Annotated in this window: 23 protein-coding genes and 1 riboswitch; of the genes, 20 read left to right on the top strand and 3 right to left on the bottom strand. The window is 39.6% G+C overall.

The window, feature by feature from the left end; translation table 11 throughout:
- Positions 1 to 347 precede the first annotated feature (347 nt).
- The 9 genes from CI949_RS02710 (at position 348) to CI949_RS02670 (ending at position 9,896) form a co-directional block, all read left to right on the top strand.
- Positions 348 to 881, top strand: coding sequence for a macro domain-containing protein (locus CI949_RS02710; RefSeq protein ID WP_290762798.1), 534 nt, complete (start codon positions 348 to 350; stop codon positions 879 to 881).
- A 52-nt stretch (positions 882 to 933) separates the two neighbouring features.
- On the top strand, positions 934 to 1,404 hold the full coding sequence (locus tag CI949_RS02705) for an HAD family hydrolase (RefSeq protein ID WP_290762797.1): 471 nt from the start codon (positions 934 to 936) through the stop codon (positions 1,402 to 1,404).
- Positions 1,405 to 1,435: 31 nt separating this feature from the next.
- Positions 1,436 to 2,053, top strand: a complete 618-nt coding sequence (locus CI949_RS02700) for a cyclase family protein (RefSeq protein WP_290762796.1) — start codon at positions 1,436 to 1,438, stop codon at positions 2,051 to 2,053.
- 58 nt (positions 2,054 to 2,111) lie between these two features.
- Positions 2,112 to 2,196: riboswitch (ZMP/ZTP riboswitch) on the top strand.
- A gap of 268 nt (positions 2,197 to 2,464) precedes the next feature.
- On the top strand, positions 2,465 to 4,693 hold the full coding sequence (gene pflB, locus CI949_RS02695; RefSeq protein WP_290762795.1) for a formate C-acetyltransferase: 2,229 nt from the start codon (positions 2,465 to 2,467) through the stop codon (positions 4,691 to 4,693).
- A 76-nt stretch (positions 4,694 to 4,769) separates the two neighbouring features.
- Positions 4,770 to 5,498, top strand: coding sequence for a pyruvate formate-lyase-activating protein (gene pflA, locus CI949_RS02690; RefSeq protein ID WP_290762794.1), 729 nt, complete (start codon positions 4,770 to 4,772; stop codon positions 5,496 to 5,498).
- Between the two features lie 160 nt (positions 5,499 to 5,658).
- The gene (locus CI949_RS02685; RefSeq protein WP_290762793.1) at positions 5,659 to 6,756 is read left to right on the top strand and encodes an alpha-amylase family glycosyl hydrolase; all 1,098 of its coding nucleotides are present in this window, start codon (positions 5,659 to 5,661) and stop codon (positions 6,754 to 6,756) included.
- A 32-nt stretch (positions 6,757 to 6,788) separates the two neighbouring features.
- Positions 6,789 to 8,567: a DNA helicase RecQ gene (gene recQ / locus CI949_RS02680; protein WP_290762787.1), complete on the top strand. Its 1,779-nt coding sequence runs from the start codon at positions 6,789 to 6,791 to the stop codon at positions 8,565 to 8,567.
- An 11-nt stretch (positions 8,568 to 8,578) separates the two neighbouring features.
- Positions 8,579 to 8,728 carry a hypothetical protein gene (locus tag CI949_RS02675; RefSeq protein WP_290762785.1) on the top strand — a complete coding sequence of 50 codons (150 nt, stop codon included), beginning with the start codon at positions 8,579 to 8,581 and terminating at the stop codon, positions 8,726 to 8,728.
- Between the two features lie 97 nt (positions 8,729 to 8,825).
- The gene (locus tag CI949_RS02670; RefSeq protein ID WP_365941425.1) at positions 8,826 to 9,896 is read left to right on the top strand and encodes a class I SAM-dependent methyltransferase; all 1,071 of its coding nucleotides are present in this window, start codon (positions 8,826 to 8,828) and stop codon (positions 9,894 to 9,896) included.
- A gap of 56 nt (positions 9,897 to 9,952) precedes the next feature.
- Here CI949_RS02670 and CI949_RS02665 read toward each other — a convergent pair whose 3' ends face one another.
- Positions 9,953 to 10,969, bottom strand: a complete 1,017-nt coding sequence (locus CI949_RS02665) for a mechanosensitive ion channel family protein (protein ID WP_108138072.1) — start codon at positions 10,967 to 10,969, stop codon at positions 9,953 to 9,955.
- Between the two features lie 234 nt (positions 10,970 to 11,203).
- Between CI949_RS02665 and CI949_RS02660 the strand changes: the two genes are divergently transcribed.
- A complete protein-coding gene (locus CI949_RS02660) occupies positions 11,204 to 11,809 on the top strand; it encodes a hypothetical protein (RefSeq protein ID WP_108138074.1) in 606 nt (201 codons plus the stop codon).
- A 69-nt stretch (positions 11,810 to 11,878) separates the two neighbouring features.
- On the opposite strand, the gene glgD is transcribed toward CI949_RS02660, so the two are convergent.
- The gene (gene glgD / locus CI949_RS02655) at positions 11,879 to 13,120 is read right to left on the bottom strand and encodes a glucose-1-phosphate adenylyltransferase subunit GlgD (RefSeq protein WP_290762780.1); all 1,242 of its coding nucleotides are present in this window, start codon (positions 13,118 to 13,120) and stop codon (positions 11,879 to 11,881) included.
- 98 nt (positions 13,121 to 13,218) lie between these two features.
- On the opposite strand from glgD, the gene CI949_RS02650 reads away from it, so the two are divergent.
- The 9 genes from CI949_RS02650 (at position 13,219) to CI949_RS02610 (ending at position 21,485) form a co-directional block, all read left to right on the top strand.
- On the top strand, positions 13,219 to 13,368 hold the full coding sequence (locus CI949_RS02650; protein WP_290762778.1) for a hypothetical protein: 150 nt from the start codon (positions 13,219 to 13,221) through the stop codon (positions 13,366 to 13,368).
- A 164-nt stretch (positions 13,369 to 13,532) separates the two neighbouring features.
- Positions 13,533 to 13,697, top strand: coding sequence for a helix-turn-helix domain-containing protein (locus CI949_RS02645; RefSeq protein ID WP_108138078.1), 165 nt, complete (start codon positions 13,533 to 13,535; stop codon positions 13,695 to 13,697).
- A 58-nt stretch (positions 13,698 to 13,755) separates the two neighbouring features.
- Positions 13,756 to 14,262, top strand: coding sequence for a hypothetical protein (locus CI949_RS02640; RefSeq protein ID WP_108138080.1), 507 nt, complete (start codon positions 13,756 to 13,758; stop codon positions 14,260 to 14,262).
- A 146-nt stretch (positions 14,263 to 14,408) separates the two neighbouring features.
- Complete coding sequence (sdaAB, locus tag CI949_RS02635; protein WP_290762775.1) at positions 14,409 to 15,080, top strand: L-serine ammonia-lyase, iron-sulfur-dependent subunit beta; 672 nt, start codon at positions 14,409 to 14,411, stop codon at positions 15,078 to 15,080.
- Positions 15,081 to 15,095: 15 nt separating this feature from the next.
- Positions 15,096 to 15,980: an L-serine ammonia-lyase, iron-sulfur-dependent, subunit alpha gene (sdaAA, locus tag CI949_RS02630; RefSeq protein WP_108138084.1), complete on the top strand. Its 885-nt coding sequence runs from the start codon at positions 15,096 to 15,098 to the stop codon at positions 15,978 to 15,980.
- 124 nt (positions 15,981 to 16,104) lie between these two features.
- The gene (locus tag CI949_RS02625; RefSeq protein WP_133530135.1) at positions 16,105 to 16,485 is read left to right on the top strand and encodes a RidA family protein; all 381 of its coding nucleotides are present in this window, start codon (positions 16,105 to 16,107) and stop codon (positions 16,483 to 16,485) included.
- Between the two features lie 151 nt (positions 16,486 to 16,636).
- Positions 16,637 to 19,840, top strand: a complete 3,204-nt coding sequence (gene carB / locus CI949_RS02620; RefSeq protein ID WP_290762770.1) for a carbamoyl-phosphate synthase large subunit — start codon at positions 16,637 to 16,639, stop codon at positions 19,838 to 19,840.
- Positions 19,841 to 19,991: 151 nt separating this feature from the next.
- Positions 19,992 to 20,432, top strand: a complete 441-nt coding sequence (locus CI949_RS02615; protein WP_108138090.1) for a cytidine/deoxycytidylate deaminase family protein — start codon at positions 19,992 to 19,994, stop codon at positions 20,430 to 20,432.
- A gap of 27 nt (positions 20,433 to 20,459) precedes the next feature.
- A complete protein-coding gene (locus CI949_RS02610; RefSeq protein ID WP_108138092.1) occupies positions 20,460 to 21,485 on the top strand; it encodes a branched-chain amino acid aminotransferase in 1,026 nt (341 codons plus the stop codon).
- An 86-nt stretch (positions 21,486 to 21,571) separates the two neighbouring features.
- On the opposite strand, the gene CI949_RS02605 is transcribed toward CI949_RS02610, so the two are convergent.
- Complete coding sequence (locus tag CI949_RS02605; RefSeq protein WP_290762769.1) at positions 21,572 to 22,795, bottom strand: endo-1,4-beta-xylanase; 1,224 nt, start codon at positions 22,793 to 22,795, stop codon at positions 21,572 to 21,574.
- Between the two features lie 162 nt (positions 22,796 to 22,957).
- On the opposite strand from CI949_RS02605, the gene CI949_RS02600 reads away from it, so the two are divergent.
- The coding region (locus CI949_RS02600) for a hypothetical protein (protein ID WP_290762768.1) at positions 22,958 to 23,492 on the top strand (535 nt) is incomplete at its 3' end.

The following is a 23,492-nucleotide window of genomic DNA, read 5'->3' as shown; positions in this document are numbered from 1 at the left end:
TATAGGAAAGAATAGAGTTAGTGTCAAGATATAGAGATTCGAGAAGAGAGCTTAAAAAGGTTTAACGAAGATTAAAGCCCTGAGGCTCCATAATAATTTATTTAAGTCGCCAGAACTTGTTTATTGAGCTGAAGAGATGATTATTTTTTTTAAAATAGTTAGAAAATTATAATATAAAAATCTTATTTTTATAGCAATTAAAAAAAGGAAATGATAAACAACTAAAGAATTATATAAATACAAATGAATCTTTCTTACTTACCCCTGTCAGAGTCAAATAATGGTCTTTAAAACTGCATTTTTTTAAGTCAGTTAAAGTTTTAATACTTTTTGAAAGGGTGATCTAAATGGACTTTCAAATTGATGGAATTAGACTGGAGCTGATCCAGGGAGATATAGCAGCCCAAAATGATATTGAGGCAGTGGTTAACGCGGCAAATGCCCAGCTTCGTACTGGAGGTGGAGTTGCCGGGGCAGTCCACAGAGCAGCCGGACCCGAACTTGAAAAAGCCTGCAGAGCTCTGGCGCCAATCAAACCAGGTGAGGCGGTGATTACTAAAGCCTTTAACCTGCCCAACCAGTATGTAATTCACACGCTGGGACCGGTTTACGGCAGAGATAAGCCTGAGGCAGCGCTCTTGGAAAAGTGCTATCAAAATTCTTTAAAGCTGGCAGAAGAATACAGGATTAAAAAGATTGCCTTCCCGGCGATTTCGACCGGAGCCTTTGGCTACCCGATTAAGGAGGCAGCAGAAATAAGCCTGCTTGCAGTTAATAAATTAGCTTCTGAGTTAGAAAGTGTTGAAAAAATTAGATTTGTTCTCTACAGCAGCAGTGATCTGCAAGTTTATCAAAATCAGGCTCAAAAAATTTTCAAATAGTAGATAAAATTATGCTGAAGGGCAGTCTGCACCAATAGATAAGGAGGAAGCTATGCTAGATATAAATATACCAGGATGTAAAAATTTAAAAGTAGAAAAAATTGTCTTCGATCTTAATGGAACCTTAGCCTGTGATGGAGAATTAATTGCCGGGGTAAAAGAAGGTATTAACCGGCTGGCAGAAGAATTTGAGCTCTATGTTCTAACTGCTGATACCTTAGGCAACGCAGAAAATCTGCTAAAAGATTTAAATGTCGAGCTGGTAATTATTGAAGGTAATGACGGCAGTAAATTTAAGGCTGATTTTGTAGAAAAGCTCGGCAGAAAGAGGGTTATTGCAGTAGGAAACGGCAATAATGATGCCCAGATGCTGAAAAATGCTGAGCTTGGGATTGCTGTTATTGGACCGGAGGGAACTGCCCGCGGTGCTCTGATGGGAGCGGAATTAATCAGCCGAGAAATTAATGATGTTTTTGATTTGATTTCAAATCCGGAGCGCATCAGAGCAACTTTGAGAAAATAATTTTATTTGAGGTTTTAAAAGGAGGTGCATTGTGTCAAAGCTGATAGATTTAAGCTATGAAATTTACAATGGGATGCCTGTTTATCCGGGAGATATCGAAGTTGAGCTGGTCAATGACAAAAAAACTGCACGGGACGGCTACTGCAATCATAATTTAAAGATTGGGATGCACACCGGGACTCATCTTGATTTGCCGGCCCACATGCTGGAAGAGGTCCGCAATGCTGCGGATATTGACCTTAACTCTATTTCCGGTCGGGCTAAATTAATCTATGCTGTGGGAAAAGAAATTATTACTCTGCAGGAAAGATATAAGTCTGAGATCGAAAAAAATGACATTGTTATTATTTACACCGGTATGGCAGAAGAGTACGGCAGCAAAAAATATTACAGCAAGCATCCTCTGATTTCGGAAGAATTTGCCGATTTTTTAATTGAAAAAGAAATCAAAGTGCTGGGATTTGATATGCCTTCACCTGATTACAGTCCTTTTAAAATCCATCAAAAACTATTTGAAAATGATATTTTTATTTTAGAAAATCTCTGCAATTTAGATAAGCTGCTGGGCTTAAGTTCATTTAAGATTTTGGTATTTCCGCTTAAAGTTAGAGCGGAAGCAGCTCCCTGCCGGGTGGCAGCCGAAATTTGATTTGACAGGTATCATACAATCTGCTAAACTAATAAGCGTAGTTTTAAAAATTTAAATATCTAGATTATATGACTGGCGGATAAATATGGGTTTAACCATAGGGGAATATAATCTTTAGTAAATCGCCCGCCTGGATATTGAGTAAATTCTTTATCCGGGGGGCGATTTTTTTGTTTATCTGCAGATTTTAGTCTTTAAGCAAGCTATTGTAATCTAATTTACAATTAGAGCCGCATAACAAAACATAGTAAAGCACTCAAGATTTGACGATGGTAATTTTTTCTGCTAAGATAGAAGATGAAATTCAGCTTAAAAGATTAAATATAATTTAATAATGACTTTACAGGTGCTTACTCAAAAAATCTTTTAAGCAGCCAATAAGATTATAAGACTAAAAGAGGAGGATTTTTAATGGAGTTTGATACTTTAAAATTAACAGGTCAGAGATGGGAAGAGCAGATTGATGTTCGAGATTTTGTGCAGCAGAATTATACTCCCTATACAGGTGGAGCTGATTTTTTAGAAGGCCCAACTAAAAGAACTGAAGATCTCTGGCGACAGAGTTCCGAACTTTTAAAAAAAGAAAGAGAAAATGATGGTGTACTGGCCATTGATACAGAAACAGTTGCAGATATCAACGCCTATGACGCCGGTTATATTGACCGGGAGCAGGAAATAATAGTTGGACTGCAGACTGATCAACCTTTAAAGAGAACCTTAAATACCTATGGAGGAATCAGAATGGCCCGTCAGGCAGCAGAAGCCTACGGCGAAAAAGTTGATCCCGAAATAGATGAGATTTTTACTAAATATAGAAAGACCCACAACGATGGTGTTTATGATGCCTACACCCCAGAAATTAGAGAAATCAGGCGCTCGGGTGTAATTACCGGCCTGCCGGATGCTTACGGACGCGGCAGAATCATCGGTGATTACAGGCGAGTAGCACTTTATGGTGTGGACAGACTGATTGAAGCTAAAAAGGAAGATAAGACCAATTTAAAGAGCCCGATGACAGAAGAGACAATTCGCCTCAGAGAAGAGGTCAGTGATCAGATTAAAGCGCTGAAAAAATTAAAGGGGCTTGGAGAAACTTACGGCTGTGACCTTTCACGTCCGGCAAAAAATGCAGAAGAGGCCGTCCAGTGGACCTATCTTGCCTATCTGGCTGCAATTCAGGAAAATAATGGGGCGGCAATGTCCTTTGGTCGGGTGGCAGAATTCTTTGATATCTATTTTGAAAGAGACCTAGAAGCCGGACTGCTGACCGAAAAAGAAGCTCAGGAAATTATCGATGATTTTGTAATCAAACTGAGGCTGGCCCGCCAGCTGAGAACTCCAGCCTACAATGAGCTCTTCAGTGGAGATCCACTCTGGGTAACAATTGTACTTGGAGGAATCGGAATTGACACCAGACCTCTGGTAACCAAAACCAGCTACAGAATTTTAAATACTCTCTATAATCTCGGCCCGGCTCCGGAGCCCAACCTGACTGTTCTCTGGTCAGAAAAGCTGCCGGAGAGCTTTAAAAACTACTGCACCAAGGTTTCTAAAGATACAAGCTCTCTGCAGTATGAAAATGACGATTTGATGCGCCGCAACTTTTCTGATGATTATGGAATCGCCTGCTGTGTATCTGCAATGACTCCGGGTAAGGATATTCAGTATTTTGGTGCCCGCTGCAACCTGCCTAAAACCCTACTTTATTCTCTAAATGGAGGTAAGGATGAGAAAACAGGTGCTCAGGTGGGACCCGAATTTAAGCCTTATGAGGGAGATGTCTTAGAATACGATCAGGTGATGAAAAACTTTGACCGCTTCCTCGACTGGTTAAGTGAAAAATATGTAGATGCTTTAAATATTATTCACTTTATGCACGATAAATATGCCTATGAGGCAGTTCAGATGGCTCTGCACGATACAGAAGTGCAGCGGATCATGGGCTTTGGAGTAGCAGGACTTTCTATTATTGCCGACTCCTTAAGTGCTATTAAATATGCTGATGTTAGCCCGATTAGAAATGAAGAAGGAATGATCATTGATTTTGAAATTGAGGGAGACTTCCCTAAATACGGTAATGATGATGATCGGGTTGATGAGCTGGCAGTAGAAGTACTGAAATTATTTATCAACAAATTAAAACAGCATCAGCTCTACCGGGATGCAGTTCATTCCATGTCAGTTCTGACCATTACCTCAAATGTAGTTTACGGTAAAAAGACAGGAGCAACTCCGGACGGCAGAGAAGCAGGAGAAGCCTTTGCTCCAGGAGCCAATCCCATGCACGGCAGAGATACATCAGGTGCTTTAGCCTCCCTTAATTCTGTGGCTAAAATACCATATGAGTACTGCCAGGATGGTATTTCCAATACCTTCTCCATTGTGCCGAAAGCATTAGGTAAATCTGAGTCAGCCCAGGTTAATAACCTGACTTCGATTCTGGATGGCTACTTTGGCCAGGGAGCACACCACTTAAATGTCAATGTTCTAAAGCGGGAAACCCTGCTTGATGCAGTGGAACATCCGGAAGAATATCCACAGCTGACAATTAGAGTTTCCGGTTATGCGGTTAACTTTATTAAGCTGACTCCAGAACAGCAGCAGGAAGTAATTGCGAGAACTTTCCATAAAAGTATTTAATTGTGCAGTAATTCACTTGAACCAGGTCCAAAATATTGATTTTGGACCTGGTTCAAATAAACAAAAGGAGGTCACAATGGCTGAGGGATATATTCATTCAACTGAAAGTATGGGCACTGTTGATGGACCGGGAATCCGCTTTGTTGTTTTTACTCAGGGCTGCCCCCTGCGCTGTCAGTACTGCCACAACCCTGACACCTGGAAGTTAAAAGAAGGGAAAAAGGTTTCTACTGACTCCCTGCTGCAGAAGATTATTAAAATCAAACCCTATATTGAGCGCTCCGGTGGTGGTCTCACAATTTCCGGGGGTGAGCCGACAATGCAGCCGGAATTCACTCTCGATCTTTTAAAAAAGGCAAAAGAGGAAGGACTGCATACAGCCCTGGATACTTCTGGTTTTGTGGAGCCCGCAAAGTTTAAAAAATTTCTGCCCTATCTGGATCTGGTACTGCTGGATATCAAAACAATGGATGATCTGATCCACCAGGATCTAACCGGGGTCAGCAACCAAAAGACTCTTAAGTTGGTGGAGCTGCTGGAAAAAGAAAAACAGCCTTACTGGGTCAGACAGGTTATAGTTCCTGGAATTACTGATGATCTGGAGAAGATGAGGCAGTTTGCAGAATATCTCAAGCCCAAAAAATATTTAGAAAAAATTGAGCTGCTGCCCTACCACGAGTTAGGAAAACACAAGTGGGAAAACTTAGGCCTGGAATATAAACTTGCAGCTGTTGAGCCACCTTCGGAAAAGAAAATGGCAGAACTAAATGCGGTTTTTAAAAATTATAAAATTAATATAGCCTGAGCTGGCTGAGACCAGATTTAAGCAGTTTTTATTAATAATTCCCGTTTGAGATTTTCTCAAGCGGGCTTTTCTGTTTTTATGTCGAAATTTATGTTATAATTAGCTAACACTAAATATTATTTATTAAAATAAAGTTAATTAAACTAGGAGCTATGGAAATATGTTAATTTTACAGGGATTTTACTGGAACTGTCTTGATGACTGGTGGGAAGAAATTGCAGCTATTGCAGATGAGATAGCAGTTAAGGGTTTTGATACAGTCTGGCTGCCGCCTCCATCAAGAGGGATGAATGGAAAAAACTCAATGGGTTATGATATAAAAGAACATTATAATTTGAATTCTAAATTTGGCAATAAAAAGACTCTAAAAAAACTGATCAAGCGACTGCATCACAATGAGGTCAAGGTAATGGCGGATCTGGTTTTAGGCCACATGCTGGGTGGAGATAAAGAGTGGAACCCACACTTTGAGGAAAAAACTTTCACCAGATTTGCGGAATCTGATTTTCCTAAAAATCATCAACATTTCTGCCATGAGTGTGGTGACTGCAGCAGCCGCAACAGCTTTGGGGAGACAATCTGTTATTACTCTGATGACGAATATATGAAAAATGAACTGATAAACTGGGCCAGCTGGCTAAAAAATGAGATAGGTTTTGACAGCTTCAGACTGGATAATCTAAAAGATATGCGCTGGGATTTTGCGAAGGAATTTGCCGATCACTTTCGTGATAATACCTTTATGGTGGGAGAATACTGGCATGGTGATGACCGGATTCTGGAGGAGTTTATTGACCACAGTCAGATAAATTTGTTCAACTTTCCGCTTTATTACAGCATCAAGGAGATGTGTATGGATCCTTTTTTTCCAGTTCAGAGTCTGGAGGGAATTTCCAAAAAAAATAAGGTTAATTTTTTATCAAATCATGATATAGAAAGAGATGAAAGAGACTTTAACCGGGATGCAATTATCACCAATAAGGAGCTCGGCTATGCCTATATACTTTTTCAGGATAATCCAGCCGTAATTTACTGGAATGACTATTTTAGATATAATTTAAAAGATAAGCTAGATGAACTGATTAATTTGCGAAGAAATTCTGAAGATCAGCCACTGGAGATTGTGACATTAAATGATGATATTTATCATGCCCGCCGCGGCAGATATAACCTGATTATTAATAATGCCTATGATGATTATTACTATTCCGGTTTGACTGTAAATGGCAGGGATTATGAGATATTTGTTCAGGATTAAAGCAAAAAATTAAGCAGCAGGAAGGAATTTTTATGTCTAAAGCTACAGATATCAAAGAAATTTTAAATAAATACTATGGTTACAGCAGTTTTAGAAAAGGGCAGCAGGAATTAATTGAAAATATTCTCGCAGGTAGAGATACAGTCGCTGTAATGCCGACTGGTTCCGGAAAATCACTCTGTTACCAGATTCCAGCCCTTATTTTTGAAGGTTTAACTATTGTGATTTCTCCTTTGATTTCTCTGATGAAGGATCAGGTCGATGCCTTAAAAGAGATGGGAATCAAAGCGACTTTTATCAACAGCTCGATTGCAAATCAGGAACTGGAAATGAGAATAGAGGCTGCAGCTGCGGGGGAATATAAGCTGCTCTATGTTGCTCCGGAGAGGTTAAACTCTTTCCGTTTTTTAAAGCTCCTGCAGCAGATTGATATTGAAATGATTGCAGTCGATGAGGCTCACTGTGTTTCTCAGTGGGGACATGATTTCCGCCCCAGTTATTTAAACATTTCTCAGGTTATAGACAGGCTTAAACCTCGGCCCATACTGAGCGCCTTTACCGCTACAGCTACTCCAGCAGTCAGGAAGGACATCAGCAAACAGCTGCAGATGGAAAATCCCAATATTTACACCGGGGGTTTTGATAGAGCCAACTTAAGCTTCAAGCTGCGCAAGGGTATAGATAAGGATCAGTTTTTAAAGGATTATCTAAAAGTTAATTCCGAGCAGCCGGGAATTATTTATGCGGCAACCAGAAAAGAAGTCAACAGAATCTATGAGCTGCTTGCCGGTCTGGAATATCAGGTCGGTAGGTATCATGCTGGTCTTTCAGAAAAAGAGCGGACAGCTGTTCAGGAAGATTTTATCTATGATAAGCTTAAAATTGTGGTGGCCACCAATGCCTTTGGGATGGGGATTGACAAGTCCAATGTCCGCTTTGTAATCCACTACAACATGCCCAAAAATATGGAGTCCTATTATCAGGAGGCTGGCCGTGCCGGTCGTGATGGAGAGCCAGCAGACTGTATTTTGCTCTATTCACCGGGAGATAAGCATATTCAGAAATTTTTAATCGATCAGGTAGAGTCTTCCTCAACAAGAAAAGAGGAGCATCTAAAAAAATTGCAGCAGATGGTCGATTACTGCCACACCAGCAGGTGTCTGCGCGCCTATATTTTAGAATATTTTGGTGACCAAAAGGTACCGGCGAGCTGTAATAACTGCAGCAGCTGCAATGACCAGCGGGATTTGAAAGATATCACAGTTGAGGCGCAGAAAATTTTATCCTGTGTTTACCGGCTTGATCAGCGCTGGGGAATTACTGTTACAGCCAAGGTGCTGGCAGGTTCAAAGAGCCAGAAGATTCTAGAATCAAATTTCGATCAGCTTTCAACCTACGGGATTATGCCGGGTTATACGATTAAGGAGATTAAGAATTTGATTAATCTGCTGGTGGCCGATGATTATCTGAGCCAGTCAGGAGCTAAGTACCCACTTTTAAAGTTAAATCAAAAATCATATCAGATTATGAACGGCGAACTCGAGGTAGAAAAAAGGGTAGAAGCAGAACAAAAACAGGTCAGTGAGGACAGCGAGCTTTTTATGATTTTAAAAGAGCTGCGCAAAGAAATTTCCCAAAAGGAAGGTGTCCCACCCTATATTATTTTTCACGACAGCACTTTAAAGGATATGTGCCGGGTTCTGCCGCAAAATCAATCTCAGATGCTTGAAGTAAGTGGAGTTGGAGAAGTAAAGTATTCCCGCTATGGCAGAGAATTTTTAACTAAAATAAAAGAAAATACCGAACTATAAAGGATGATAAAATGACTGATAAAACTAAGAAGAATCTAATTTATTTTGGCATTGGTCTCGTTCTTGTGTTTATTATTAGATATTTTAATTTAAATTTCCTACCTGCTATGACTTTGGCGCTGATTGTCAGTATTACTGCCGGCTATTTTATAAAAAAATAACTTTTAGTTAATGCAATTTTAATTAGTTAATGCAATTTTAATAATACTGCTGTATAATATTAACTAATAATATTTTTATAAATAATCACTTATTGAGGTGATAACTTTGGATTTAGATAATATTCTGGCAACTGGAAAAATACCTGACTTTTTATTGAGAAGAGGAATTAGAAGGATTGTCAAAAAGCGGATTAAAAAGCAGAATAAGCTTACAATTGAAGCAAGATTTAAATACTTAAAAATGTTTAGGGAAAATTTGAAAACACAGCCAATAGCTGTTCAAACCGAAGCGGCTAATGAGCAGCACTACGAACTTCCACCTGAGTTTTTTGAAAAAATTCTGGGCAGAAATTTAAAGTACAGCTGCTGTTTATGGTCTGATGATCTAAGCTATAAAAAGTTAAAAAAACAGGATGACCTGCAGCAGAGACTTGACCAGGCTGAAGATGAGATGCTGAAGCTGACTGCCGAGAGGGCAGAAATTGAAAATGGACAGAATATTTTGGAACTCGGCTGCGGCTGGGGATCCCTTTCTTTTTATCTGGCAAAAAAATTTCCTGATTCGAGGATTATTGCAGTCTCCAATTCAAAGCTGCAGATAAATTATATCAATCAGCTGGCAGCTAACAATAGAATCGAGAATCTAAGAGCGGTAAAAGCAGATATCAATAATTTTTCTACAGATGCCAGATTTGATCGGATAGTATCGGTCGAGATGTTTGAACATATGCGCAACTATCAGAAGTTAATGGAGAAAGTGAGTAGCTTTTTAACTGATGAGGGCAAACTATTTATTCACATTTTTACCCATCAATTTTATCCCTTTACCTATCAGGACAGCAAAAATACTGACTGGATGGCCCGCTATTTTTTCAGTGGCGGCACAATGCCCAGCCAGGATCTGCTCCATTATTTTAGCAGTGACCTTAGTTTAGAAAAGCAGTGGGCAGTATCAGGCAGCCACTATCAGAAAACTCTAGAGGCCTGGCTTTCAATAATGGACCAGAAAAAACAGTCTATTTATCCAATTTTAGAATCAACCTATGGAGCTCAGGATGCTGAGAAGTGGTGGAATTACTGGCGCCTATTTTTCATATCCTCGGCTGAGTTCTTTGGTTATAACGGTGGAGATGAGTGGTTTATCAGCCATTATCTCTTCCAAAAGTAAAAATGTAATGCTTATAACAAAAGTGTACCCATACATGGTTTAGCTGTGTATGGGTTTTATTTATCTTCCGGAAATTCGACTCTGGTTCTGGGCAGACTCTCGGGATAATTTTCCTGGATAAATTTGATCAGCTTTTCCCGCAGATAAACTCTGAGTTCCCAGGCTGTTGGTGAGTCATCAGCACTGACTAAAATTCTCAGCTCCATCGATTTTTCACTGGCATCAGTTACCTGAACTACCTTAACTTTGCCGTCCCAGAGCTTATTATCCTCCAGCAGCCGGTCCAGTTCCTCTCTGACTGCATCAACAGAAATTGTGTAGTCTGTGTATAAAAAGACAGTTCCCAGAATAAAAGATGATTTTCGGGTCCAGTTCTGAAAAATATTATCGATAAAATAAGTTGTGGGGACAACCAGCCTTCTGCGGTCCCAGACTTTAACCACCACATAAGTTAAATTAATTTCTTCAATCCAGCCCCACTCACCGTTGACGATAACTACATCCTGAACCCTAATTGGCTGAGCTATAGCAAGCTGGATGCCGGCAATAATCGAGGCAATAATCTTCTGGGCAGAAAAACCAATAATAATACTGGCCACACCTGCAGAAGCAAATAAACTGATGCCGACCTGCCTGATCGAATCAAAAGTCATTAGGGCAGCAGCAACTGCAATAAAGATAATCAAAACTTTAATAACCCGCTCTAAGATTCGGTACTGAGTATGTATTTTTCGGGCCTTTAAATTATTGCTGACATCAATTTTATGAGTATCATCAAGATAGAGCCTGATTAAATGCATCAGCCGAATTATAAACCAGCTGATTAAAAAGATAATTGTAATTCTTAAAAAGTGATTCAAAAAAGCAAGTAATTCATTGCTCTCTTTGAGATAATAAAAAGGAATCAAAAGCGCAATATTTATCAGCAGATAGAGCAGAGGAATCTTAAGGTTTTCTCTAATCTGTTTATATCGCTTTTCACTTAAATCTTTTAAGATAAATCTGGTTGAATAAAGCAGCACAAAATAGATAACTGTAAATGCCGCCAGGGAAATCAAAAAATTCCAGTACATTTTGCCATCACCTCTTTTAATTAATATAATTATAAATCCCCGCCAGCTAAAATTCAAATTTCTGTGATTTTTTCAGCTCTGATCCAAAAGCAGCCTACTTTTTTCCATTTTGTATTTTATTTATTAAATTTTTTCTCAAATTTTGTTATAATAATAGTTAGAAATTATTGCTAACTGAAGGCAGGTTTTTAAGAATAGATATAGAATGTGTATTAGATAAGGAGGCATAAAAATATGGATATTACCTGTGATCAAAGCTGTGATATGGGATATATTTATCTGCAGAAATTTAGCAAACACTATGAAGATAATTATGATAAGAGCAGATTAATTGCATCCAACCAGCCAATAGAAGTAGTAGATAATGTTTATCTTAAATTAAATAAGCTTAACTGGCCTGATAAAAAATATACTGATGCAATTATGGATGGAGATTTTATAGAAGAATTTCAAAATGACCTTGATGATCAGGGTTATATTAAGGGAATAGAGCTGCAGTTAACTGAAAGTAGACTTGAATATCTAATTGAAAACTATAAGATTGCAACCTTTGAGTTCAATGACAGCCAGTATTATTATATTGCCTTTGCTGAGGATGATGCAGTTTTTGATCCCCAAAATTATGTTTATACATTTTCAGATAAAGAGAATGCCTTTGTAATTGTCAGCCGCAGTGAAGAGAGGCGTTTTCAGATTACCCTAAATGAAGATAAAGAGTCTAAAAAGTCTTTAAGCCCCAAAATTGCATTTATCAGGGCTATTATTTTCAAAGAAGATTCGCCCTATGATGTTGACTATCTAAAAAGTTTAAAACTTTATATCAGCAGTGAGGATTATTAAAATTTATTTTAATCTTAATTTATTAAAGCCGGGCAGAAACTCAAGCCCGGCTTATTTTTTTAAAATTACCTATTCTACTGTAGTTCCACTTAGAATCTCATTATTTTTAAACTGGCCTCTTTTTAGGTCCCTGGCTATCCGGCAGTTGCGGTGAATAATGCAGCCGGAGTCAACAGAAATATTTCTTGCAATTAAATTTAGACCGTTTTCCAGATTGTTTTCTGAATCAGAGTTGACCGTAAAATCATTTCCATAACCTATCTGTACATTTTCTTTAATTTCCACATTTTTATCAATAATGCTTTTGTTGACCAGTGAATTTTTGCGGATTGTGGAATCATTTAAGATGATAGAATTTTTAACCAGGGCTCCAGTTTCGATGTAGACACCCGGTCCAATAATCGAATTTTCCACTCTGCCGTTGACAATTGCGCCATTGGCAATCAAACTTTTTGTACTCAGGCTATGAGGGCCAAATTTAACTGGAGGTTTTTCCTCACTGCGGGTATAGATTGGCCAGTCTGGATCATAGAGGTTAATTTCCGGAACAGCGTCAGTAGTTTCCAGATTACTTTTCCAGTAAGATTGAACTGTTCTAATACTCCTCCAGTAGCCCTGATATTTAGAGATGAAAATCTTTTTCTGATCAGCAAGCATCTGCGGAATTATCTCTGTTTCAAAATCCACTGCTCCCTGACTGCAGTACTCTTTTAAATATTTAACGAGCACCTCTTTTTTAAAGACAAAAATCCCCATTGAAACCAGATTTTTAGCAGGTTCTTCTTCCTTTTTTATGTTTTTTAACTGCAGATTATCTTCATAATCTAAAATAGAAAAGTGACGGGCATCAGGATAGGGAATATTGTTAGCTGCTAAAGTTAAATCAGCATCATTTTCTCGATGCTGTCTGATTAATTTTTGATAATTCATTTTATAGACCAGGTTCCCCGGCAGGATTAATATTTCTTCAGGACCATTACTCATAATATAACTTAGATTATTGTAGACAGCCTGTGCATCACCATAATACCAGTCTTCACCCTCCTTACCCTTATAGGGCTGCAGAATAGTGATTCCTCCATTTTTGCGGTCTAAATCCCAGGGCTTACCGATCCCAATATGTTCTCTTAATGAATAGGGCATATACTGAGTTATAACGCCAATATTTTCAATGCCCGAATTTATGCAGTTATTTAAAGTAAAATCAATCAGCCTAAATTTCCCCGCAAATGGCAGGGCAGCCTTTGAACGAGTTTTAGACAAAAGGTCAAGTCGGCCTCCAGCAGTAACTAAAGCAAGTGTTTTTTCCATCTGAATCCCCCCAAATTTAAAAATCATTACTAATTTCATCCATATCTTAATTATATCTGATTAAGGCCGAAAAATCTTTTCCATTCTTTGGGGGTTTATTGAAGATTCTTTGGCTATTTAGCTCAGAAATTTTAGATAAGACAGCAGATATTATTTTTCGACATAATTTCATTAGAATATTTAGAGGAAATTTAGAATTTAATATTGACCAGGCAGCAGCAGAATTTCAAAAACTCGAAGATCTATAAAAATTTTATCTGTAGAAGGGCTGATCAGTTTTTTGAAGAAAGTTTAAATTAAATATTTCAAATAAGCTCAAAGATATGTCAGGGTATATTCAAATAGTATTCAAAAAATTGAAAACTCCATCAATCTGTAGTATAATATAATTGTAAGAAAGGAGAGATTTTAGATGAAGGTATATACTACAGATGAGGTCGCTGATATGCTAAAAATCTCCAGAAATTCGGTTTTGAAGTTGATAAAGAAAAAAGAATTGAAGGCGAAGAAAGTTGCCAGAAAATGGAGGATTACAGAAGGACATCGGCAGGATTTTTTCGAAGATGAGCGCAGTTAAGAGAAGTGAGTTGTCTTGTTGACATAGTGTTAACAGCACAGGAAAGGATCTGATATTTATGATTTCCTTAGATGGTGCTCGCAGACTTGTAGAAGAGATAAGGGGTGATGAAATCCCTCCAATTTATACCGAACTCAGACTTCGTGACTGGTCCAGAAAGGGAGTTATCTCCCGGGTGAAAATTAAAAATGGCAGTGTTTTATATCCGGAGATTGTGACAGCAGAGATATTAACTGCGTTGAAGCTTAAGGATAAATATAAAATTCCAGAAATTGCAGAAGCCAGAAAATGTCTGGAACTTGAAGGTAGTCATCCACATCAGATTACTGAGGAAGAGCTAATCAGGTTTGTTAACTGCAGTAAACTCTTTAATGACAAAAAATTGGTTACCAAACTCAGCCTCAGTCGGATAGAATCTCTCGCTAAAATAAAAGAATTAATTGATGATCTGCTGCAGGAGAAGAAACATCTAGAAGTTGTAGGAGATTACTTGAAGGTATTTCTTGAGTCAGAAAAAGAACTAAAGGAACTTAGAGAAAATAAAAGAGAAAATTTTGTTTCCTAGCAAATTTGAGCCGGTAGCAATACCGGTCTTTTTTCTGTTAAAGTCGAAATTCTTGACAACTGCTGGTGGACACTTTAAAATATTTTGTAAGAGTTACATAAATTGTTTGAAATATAGTTTTAAAATCTTTTTTAGGTGGTGCATTAATGGATAATCTAAGTGCTTTTGATATGATTGGTCCGGTTATGATTGGCCCATCCAGCTCACATACAGCCGGAGCTGTCAGGATCGGCAATCTTGCCAAAGAAATTGTAAATAATGAATATCAGGATATAAAAATATATTTTCACGGTTCTTTTAAAGAAACATATAAAGGTCATGGTACAGACAGGGCCATTATTGGCGGACTTTTAGGCTATAAGACTGATGATCCAAAAATCAAGGATTCGCTGAAAACAGCAGCAGAGATGGGAATTAAATTTGAATTTTTTCCAATTAAATTAGAAAATGTTCACCCCAATACTGTAAAACTGGAAATTACAGATGTAGACGGAGTCAACACAACAATTACAGCATCCTCGGTTGGCGGCGGCAAAATAGTTGTTACAAGGTTAAATAATACTGAGGTAAACTTAAAGGGAGAATACTATACTTTGATCACCTTTCACCAGGACCAGCCGGGATTAATTGCCAAGATTTCGGAAATTTTAAATATCTATAATTTAAACATTGCCGAAATGCAGGTTTTAAGAGAGCGAAAAGGTCACCAGGCGACAGCAATTATCAACCTTGACCATGAGATTGAAGATCAGATTCTGTCCCTGATTAGAGGTATCCCCGGCATCAAAACTTCAAAACTAATTAAGCCGTTGAATTAAAGAGGAGGCAGCAGAGTGGAAAATTTTAATACAGTAAAAGAATTAATCGAAATTGCAGAAAAAAAGGAAATCTCACTGGCTCAGGTGGTTATCGACCGGGAAATTAAGATTACTGAACTTTCGGAAGCAGAAGTAAGGGAAAAGATGAAAGAAACCTTAGAAGTCATGCGGGAATCAGTTAAACCTGCTTTAAATCAGGATATAAAATCAATGAGTGGTTTGACCGGAGGAGATGCAAAATTAGTAGATCAGGCAAGAAAAGAAGGAAAAAGCCTGGTTGGCGACCTATTTTCCCGCATCATAGCCAATACTCTGGCGGTTTCGGAACTGAACTCAGCTATGGGGAAGATCGTGGCCTGTCCAACTGCCGGTTCCTGTGGGATTATGCCCGGTTCCCTCTTAACTCTGGCTGAAGAATATCAATTTGAAGAAGAAAAAATTATAGAGGCTCTGTTTGTTGCCTCTGGCTTTGGCATGGTTATTGCCAAACAGGCCTCAGTTTCAGGAGCAGCTGGCGGCTGTCAGGCAGAATGCGGATCTGCTTCGGCAATGACAGCAGCAGCAATCACCTATCTGATGGGAGGCAGCAATCAGGCGGTTGCTTCTGCAGCAGCAGTGGCCCTAAAAAATCTGCTGGGTTTGGTCTGTGATCCGGTTGCAGGTCTGGTTGAGGTACCCTGTATTAAGAGAAATGCCATCGGCAGCAGCAATGCTGTCACAGCTGCAGAAATGGCCCTGGCCGGGGTTGAAAGTGTAATTCCAATAGATGAGGTGATCACAGCCATGAAGGAAGTGGGAGATGCACTTCCGGAAAGCCTTAAGGAAACTTCCTGTGGCGGACTGGCTGTAACTCCAACTGCCTGCAGAATTAAAAAAGAACTGCAGACTGAATCACTTTAAAATTAAATCTGAAAGAAAAACAGGATTAGATGCGAATTTTGCTAAAAGTGTTGCTGAGGAGTTAAATGTTTCAAAATATACAATCTATAATTATTAAAAAGAGATTAAAGAAGGAGAGATAATTATGACTAAAAAAATTATAAATACAGAAAATGCCCCAGCTGCTATTGGTCCTTATTCTCAGGCGGTGGAGGTCAATAATCAACTCTTTATTTCAGGACAGATTCCAATTAATCCTGAAACAGGGGAGCTGGTGGGCGACGATCTAAAAAAACAGACAGTTCAGTCACTGGAGAATTTAAAGGCTGTATTAGAAGCAGCCGGTTACTCACTGCAGGATGTAGTTAAGTGTGAATTATTTATCTCTGACATGGATAATTTTAATCAGATCAATCAAATCTATGCCGAATATTTCACTAAAGATGCTCCTGCCAGGGCCTGTGTGGAAGTCAGCAGGCTGCCTAAGGATGTTAAAGTAGAAATTGCGGCTGTTGCAGTAAAATAATCTTAAGAATAAGTTGGGTCTGAGTCTTCTGCTCAGCCCGGCTTTATTTTTTTAATATTTAATGAATTTAAACATTAATCTTCAAGCAGGAATATGAGTTTTTATCTAAAATCTATATACAAGGCTAAATAATTTGAGGAGGAGAGAATTAATGCCCAAAAGAGAAGATTTAGAAAAGATTTTAATTATTGGTTCAGGACCGATAGTAATCGGTCAGGCCTGTGAGTTTGATTATTCTGGAACTCAGGCCTGTAAGGCACTGATGGAAGAAAACTATGAAATTGTACTTGTAAATTCGAATCCGGCCACCATTATGACCGACCCGGAGATGGCAGACCGTACATATATAGAACCCCTGACTGCAGCGAGTATCGAGCGCATTATTAAAAAGGAAAAACCTGATGCCCTGCTTTCCAATTTAGGGGGCCAGACAGCACTTAATTTAGCTTCCGAGCTTTATGAAAAAGGGATTTTGGAGAAATATGGAGTAGAGATTATTGGAATCCAGCCGGAAGCAATTGAGCGGGGAGAAGACAGAATTAAATTTAAAGAAGAGATGGAAAAACTGGGAGTTCCAATGCCCAAAAGTCTGCCGGCCTACAGTGTGGATGAGGCAGAAATGATTGCTAAGGACTTAGGTTTTCCGGTAGTTGTCCGCCCGGCCTACACAATGGGCGGTGCTGGTGGTGGTCTCGTCTATAACGTAGAAGAATTGAGAAATGTAGCTGATAATGGGATAGCTGCCAGTATGATCAACCAGGTTTTAGTCGAAGAAGCTGTAATTGGCTGGCAGGAGCTGGAGCTCGAACTGGTCCGGGACCAGAATGAAAAGAAAATTTCAATCTGTTTTATCGAAAATGTGGATCCAATGGGAGTCCATACAGGAGACAGCTTCTGTGTGGCACCGATGCTGACCATTGGCGAAGATGTGCAGCAGAGAATCGAAGATTACAGTTATCAGATTGCAGATGCAATCGGAGTTATCGGGGGTGCTAACTTTCAATTTGCCTATAACCGGGAAGAGGACAGGCTGGTAATTATTGAAATGAACCCCAGAACCTCACGCTCATCAGCTCTGGCCTCCAAGGCAACCGGATTTCCAATTGCCAGAATTTCAACCAAGCTCTCTGTGGGAATCACCTTAGATGAGCTGCCCTATTATAATGGAGAAAACCTGGCTCACTATCAGCCAGGAGGAGACTATGTGGTTGTTAAATATGCCCGCTGGTCTTTTGAGAAATTCCCCGGAGCTGAAGATAAGCTAGGCACCCAGATGAAAGCTGTGGGTGAGGCGATGAGTATCGGTAAAAATTATGCAGAGGCCGCCCAAAAAGCGATCCGCTCCCTGGAGATCGGCCGCTCAGGTTTTGGCAATGTTAAAAAGCATAAAGAGCTGAGCGAAGAAGAAATTTTAGAAAAATTAATGACCCCTTCCAGTGAGCGCCACTTTTTAATCTATGAGGCCTTCAGCCGCGGAATCAGTGTTGAAGAAATTAAAGAGATTACCCACATTTCAAGCTGGTTTTTAGAAGAAATGCTGAAGCTGGTGGAACTGGAAAAGAAACTGCTTAAACATCAGGGTCAGACCCTGCCGGCAGAGCTTCTGGTTGAGGCCAAAGAAAAGGGTTTTTCCGATAAATATCTGGCTGAAATCCTAAATTATGAGGAAGAAAAATTGCGGAAAGCCCGCAAGTATGCAGTTGAAAATGACAATTTTGACCTGGTCAGGGTTAGTGGAGCCGAGGGTGAGTACTATTACTCTTCCTATAATCTGGCTGAGGAAAAAGCTGCAGCTTCTGATTCCAAAAAAGTAATGATCTTAGGTGGAGGACCAAATCGAATCGGACAGGGAATTGAGTTTGACTATGCCTGTGTCCATGCATCCTTTACCCTCGATAAAATGGGATATGATTCGGTAATGGTCAACTGTAATCCGGAAACTGTCTCCACAGATTATGATATTTCTTCAAAACTATATTTTGAACCGCTGACAGCCGAGGATGTCCTCAGGATTTACGAAAAAGAGAAGCCGGAAGGAGTAATTGTTCAGTTTGGTGGTCAGACACCACTGAATATTGCTGAGGAGCTGGAAAATGCAGGAGTAAATATTTTAGGAACCTCTCCGGCCAGCATCGACTTTGCTGAAAACAGAGAAGAGTTTAGAAAACTGATGCAGAAACTGGAGATACCACAGCCGGAAAGTGATGTTGCCAAATCAGTCGAGCAGGCCTATCAAATTGCAGAAAAGATTGGCTACCCGCTGATGCTCAGACCTTCCTATGTCCTCGGAGGTCGGGGAATGGAGATTGTCTATAATAAAAAGAGCCTGGATCATTATTTAGAGTCCCAGGTGGCTGAAGTTTCAGCTGAGCATCCGGTTTTAATCGATAAGTTTTTAGAAGATGCGCTGGAGGCAGAAGTTGACGCCCTGACCGATGGTGAGGAGACCTTTGTGGCTGCAGTTATGGAGCATATAGAAGAAGCCGGAATCCATTCAGGTGACAGTGCCTGTGCCATTCCTTCACTGGAGATTACTGAGGAGCAGCTTGAGACGATCAAAAAATATACAGCCGAAATTGCTTCTGCTCTTGAAGTTGTAGGGCTGATGAATATTCAGTTTGCAATCTATGAGGGTCAGGTCTATATTATTGAAGCAAACCCCAGAGCTTCCAGAACAGTTCCCCTGGTAAGTAAGGTGACTGGTGTTAACATGGCTCAACTGGCAACCAGACTGATGCTCGGAGAATCGCTGGCTGCAATGGAGCTTGAGGACCAGGAGATCCCTTATACCGGTGTCAAGGAAGCGGTTTTCCCCTTTGATAAATTCGAAAATGTGGATACCGTACTGGGACCGGAAATGAAAGCTACCGGTGAGGTAATGGGAATTGCCAGCACCTATGCTCAGGCCTTCTACAAGGCTCAAACAGCTGCCGGACTCGAGCTGCCGACTGAGGGCAAGGTTTTAATTACAGTCAATGACCGGGATAAGGAAAAAATACTGCCCACAGCAAAAAAACTTAAAAAACTCGGTTTTGAAATTCTTGCTACCCCGGGGACTAAAGACTTCCTGGAGCAGAATGGAGTCGAGGCAGAGCTGATCAATAAACTGGGCCACGGACGCCCCAATATTGTAGATGCCATTAAAAATGAAGAAATTCAGCTGCTGATCAATACTCCGATCGGCAAAGAAGGAATAGAAGATGACAGCTATATCAGAGCAGCAGCAATTAAATATAAGCTGCCCTATATTACAACGACCAATGCCGCCAGAGCTAGTGTGGACGGTATTGAGGCTGAAATCAATAACGACTACGAGATGAGGGCAATTCAGGATTACCATCAACTGCTTGGATAAGCTCAGGTTTAACCACAAATTAGCTTATTTAATAATTGAATAACTAATCCAAACTCCCCTGTGATAATAAATTTCATCAGGGGAGTTTTTTTGCATATTTAGAATAAAAAATGTTATGATAGGATTATAATTTATATTGGGAGTGATTGATTTGAACCGACCGGACTGGAATGAATATTTTATGGAAATGGCAGAACTGGCTGCCACCCGGGCAAGCTGCCTCAGGCGAAAGGTTGGGGCCGTTTTAGTGAAAAACAAAAAAGTCCTGGCAACCGGCTATAATGGGGCGCCAAAGGATATTCCCCACTGTGAGGTAACCGGCTGTCTGCGGGAAGAAATGGAGGTTCCAAGTGGTCAGAGACATGAAATCTGCAGGGGAGTTCACGCAGAGCAGAATTTAGTTGCCCAGGCAGCATTTCACGGGGTAAAGACGGAAGGGTCTACAGTTTACTGTACCCATCAGCCCTGTATTATCTGCACCAAAATCTTAATTAATGCCGGAGTTGAGAAAATATATTTTAAAAACGCTTATTCTGATCCATTTGCAGAAAAACTGCTGGAGCAGTCAAATATTGAATTGATAAAATACTAGAGATGAGAGCAGAGAGGAGAATTAATTATGGCAAAAAAGAATTTAGACTGGGAAAATTTAGGATTTGAGTATCACGAAACCGATAAGAGGTACATAGCAAATTATAAAAATGGCAGCTGGGGTGAGGGTAAATTAACAGCCGAATCAAATGTGGTGATCAATGAGAGTGCGGCTGTCCTGCAGTACTGTCAGCAGGTTTTTGAGGGTTTAAAGGCCTATACCACTAAGGACGATAAAATTGTTACTTTCCGACCTGATTTGAATGCAGAAAGAATGATTAATTCGGCTCAGGGACTGAGGATGCCGTCATTTCCTAAAGAAAGATTTTTGGAAGCAGTTGATCAGGTTGTGGAGGCCAACGCTGACTGGGTACCTCCCTATGGAACAGGAGCTTCTTTATATCTCCGCCCCTTTATCTTCGGCTCAAAAGATGTAATCGCCATCAAACCGGCAGAAGAGTTTCAGTTCAGACTCTATGCAACTCCGGTCGGACCATATTTTAAAGGTGGGGTAAATCCACTCACTTTAAGAGTAAGTAAGGATGACAGAGCAGCACCGAGAGGAACCGGTCATTTAAAGGCAGGACTCAACTATGCGATGAGCTTAAATACTACAGTCGAGGCTCACGAAGAGGGTTATGATGAAAATCTCTTTTTAGATGCAGCTACCAGAACCTATGTTGAGGAGAGTGGTGGAGCTAATATTATTTTCATCACTGAAGATCAGGAACTGGTAACTCCAGAGTCCAATTCTATCCTTCCTTCAATAACTAAAAGGTCAATCCTTTATTTGGCTGAAAACTACCTTGATTTAAAGGTTACAGAAAGACCGGTTAAACTTGAGGAAGTTAAGGATTTTGCTGAAGCAGGTCTCTGCGGTACAGCAGCTGTAATTTCGCCAGTCGGTAAGATAGTTAATGGTGAGCAGGAGATTGAACTTTCCAGCGGCATGGAAGCTATGGGACCGGTAATTAAAAAATTATATGAAACTCTAACTCAGATGCAGCTTGGGGTTATTGAGGCCCCTGAAGGCTGGATCAGAGAAATCAAGTAGAATATAATAAATATCATAAAAAACCCTTCTCAAAAATTTTAAAGAGAAGGGTTTAGTTTATCTGCTTATTTGATTTGATTAAAAAGCTAAGCTAAACTAAGAGAAATTTCAGCCTGATTTTTTTCTAATTTGAAATCAATTTCTTTATCTTTAATCTTTAAACTGTAATCTCCTATTGTACCGGTGAACTCAAGCTCACCATTTACATCGGTTTTAAGCTTTTTGGTTTCAGTCCACCACTCATCTTTAATCAATTTTTTGAGCTCATTGTAGGCTGGTTTTGGTGAATAATCTTCTCTTAAGAGGCCGGAAGGAGCATTGAGCCACTGGCCGTCAATTAAATCCCACCAGGTAATCCCCTCAACCAGTGGATGACCATAAAGTGTTTTGTAAAACTCCACCACATTTTCTGCCTGTCTTTTTTCTCCAGCCTTAGTAGAAGGCCAGTTTTCAACCTGATAATCATTTAAATCAAGATAATGAGCAGGCATCAGCTCTCCGGAAACCATAGTTACCTCACTGAACTGAATCGGGATGCCAAAACGGCTGAACCTTTCTAAAACATCCTGAGTTTTTTCCAGACCCCAGTAACCCTGATGCATGTGGGACTGGATTCCGATATTATCAATTTCAACTCCGGCCTGCAGACAGCCGTCGATTAAAATTTCGTAGGCAGCTGTAGTATTAAAATCGTTGAGGATAAATGTGGCCTTTGGAGCTTCCTTTTGAGAGGTGTCAAAAAGTTCCTTAATCACCTTAATTCTGCCTTTAGCCTGGGCAACTCTGGTTAAGCCGTTATCATATTTATCAAAATTGGGCATAATCACTACTTCATTAATTACATCCCACATATCAACCAGCTCTTTAAAATCATTGAGATCTCTTTTAACCCGTTTGATCTGCGCCTCCCAGATTTCCTGATTACTTAAATCTAAAAGCCAGTCAGGAGCCAGAGTATGCCAGCTTAAAGGGTGTCCTTTAACAGTTAAATTATTCTGCTGACAGAATTGGGCTGCTTTTTTTAGTTCTTCAGTTCGCGGTTTTCCTCTTTCTGGTTCAAACTGCCCCCAGTAAAAGGGAAGGGTGGTAAAGTTGAAAATATCTAAAAATCTGGCTATGTATTTTTCAGTCTCCGCAGCCGCTTCAGCATCAAGCTGGTCACTGGCATAGGGGACAAATTCAAAACCATTACAGCCAAAGAGAAATTCGTGATCTTTCTGGGAAATTTCAACTTCCTGGTTTTTGAGCGGCTCTCCATTGCTGTTTAAAATTTTAAATTTTGATTTTTGCTGACGGTGATCTAGATTCATAATTATTTTTCCTCCCTGATGATATAATTTAAGACTTAAATTAACTCTTAATTTATTATAGCATAAATTGCTCTGCGGCAACAGAGAAATGTTATATAATTACTATTATTCAATAAAAATTAATGTTATGCTGAATAATAATTATAAGGAGGTATGACAATTATGAAAAAATATTTATCAACTTTTTTAGTTTCACTGCTGATCTTAACTGCTTTAATGCCGGCTTCACTGGTAGGTGCCCAGGAAAATTCAGATTTTAGACAAGTCATTCAGAAGATTTCTGGCAACCAGAATCTTAACTCACAGGAGAAAGAAAATATTTTTGATAAAGTATTTGACCTTCATTATGATGAAGGTGTCAATTTGGACGAGATATCTCAGATATTAGACTCCAATGGCAGCTATGATGACCTGGATAATGATTTCGATAATTTAGATGACCTCTACGATGATAATGATAGAGACGATGACGACAGAGATGATGATGACAGAGATGATGATGACAGAGATGATGATGACAGAGACGATGATGACAGAGATGATGATGACAGAGACGATGATGACAGAGATGATGATGACGACAGAGATGATGATGACAGAGACGATGACGACGATGACGACGATGACGATGATAGAGACGATGACGATGACGATGATAGAGACGATGACGATGACGATGATAGAGACGATGACGATG

The sequence above is a fragment of the Halanaerobium sp. genome (assembly GCF_003070835.1).
The sequence above is the reverse complement of the archived record's forward strand: the minus strand, read 5'-3'. Positions and strand labels throughout refer to the sequence as shown.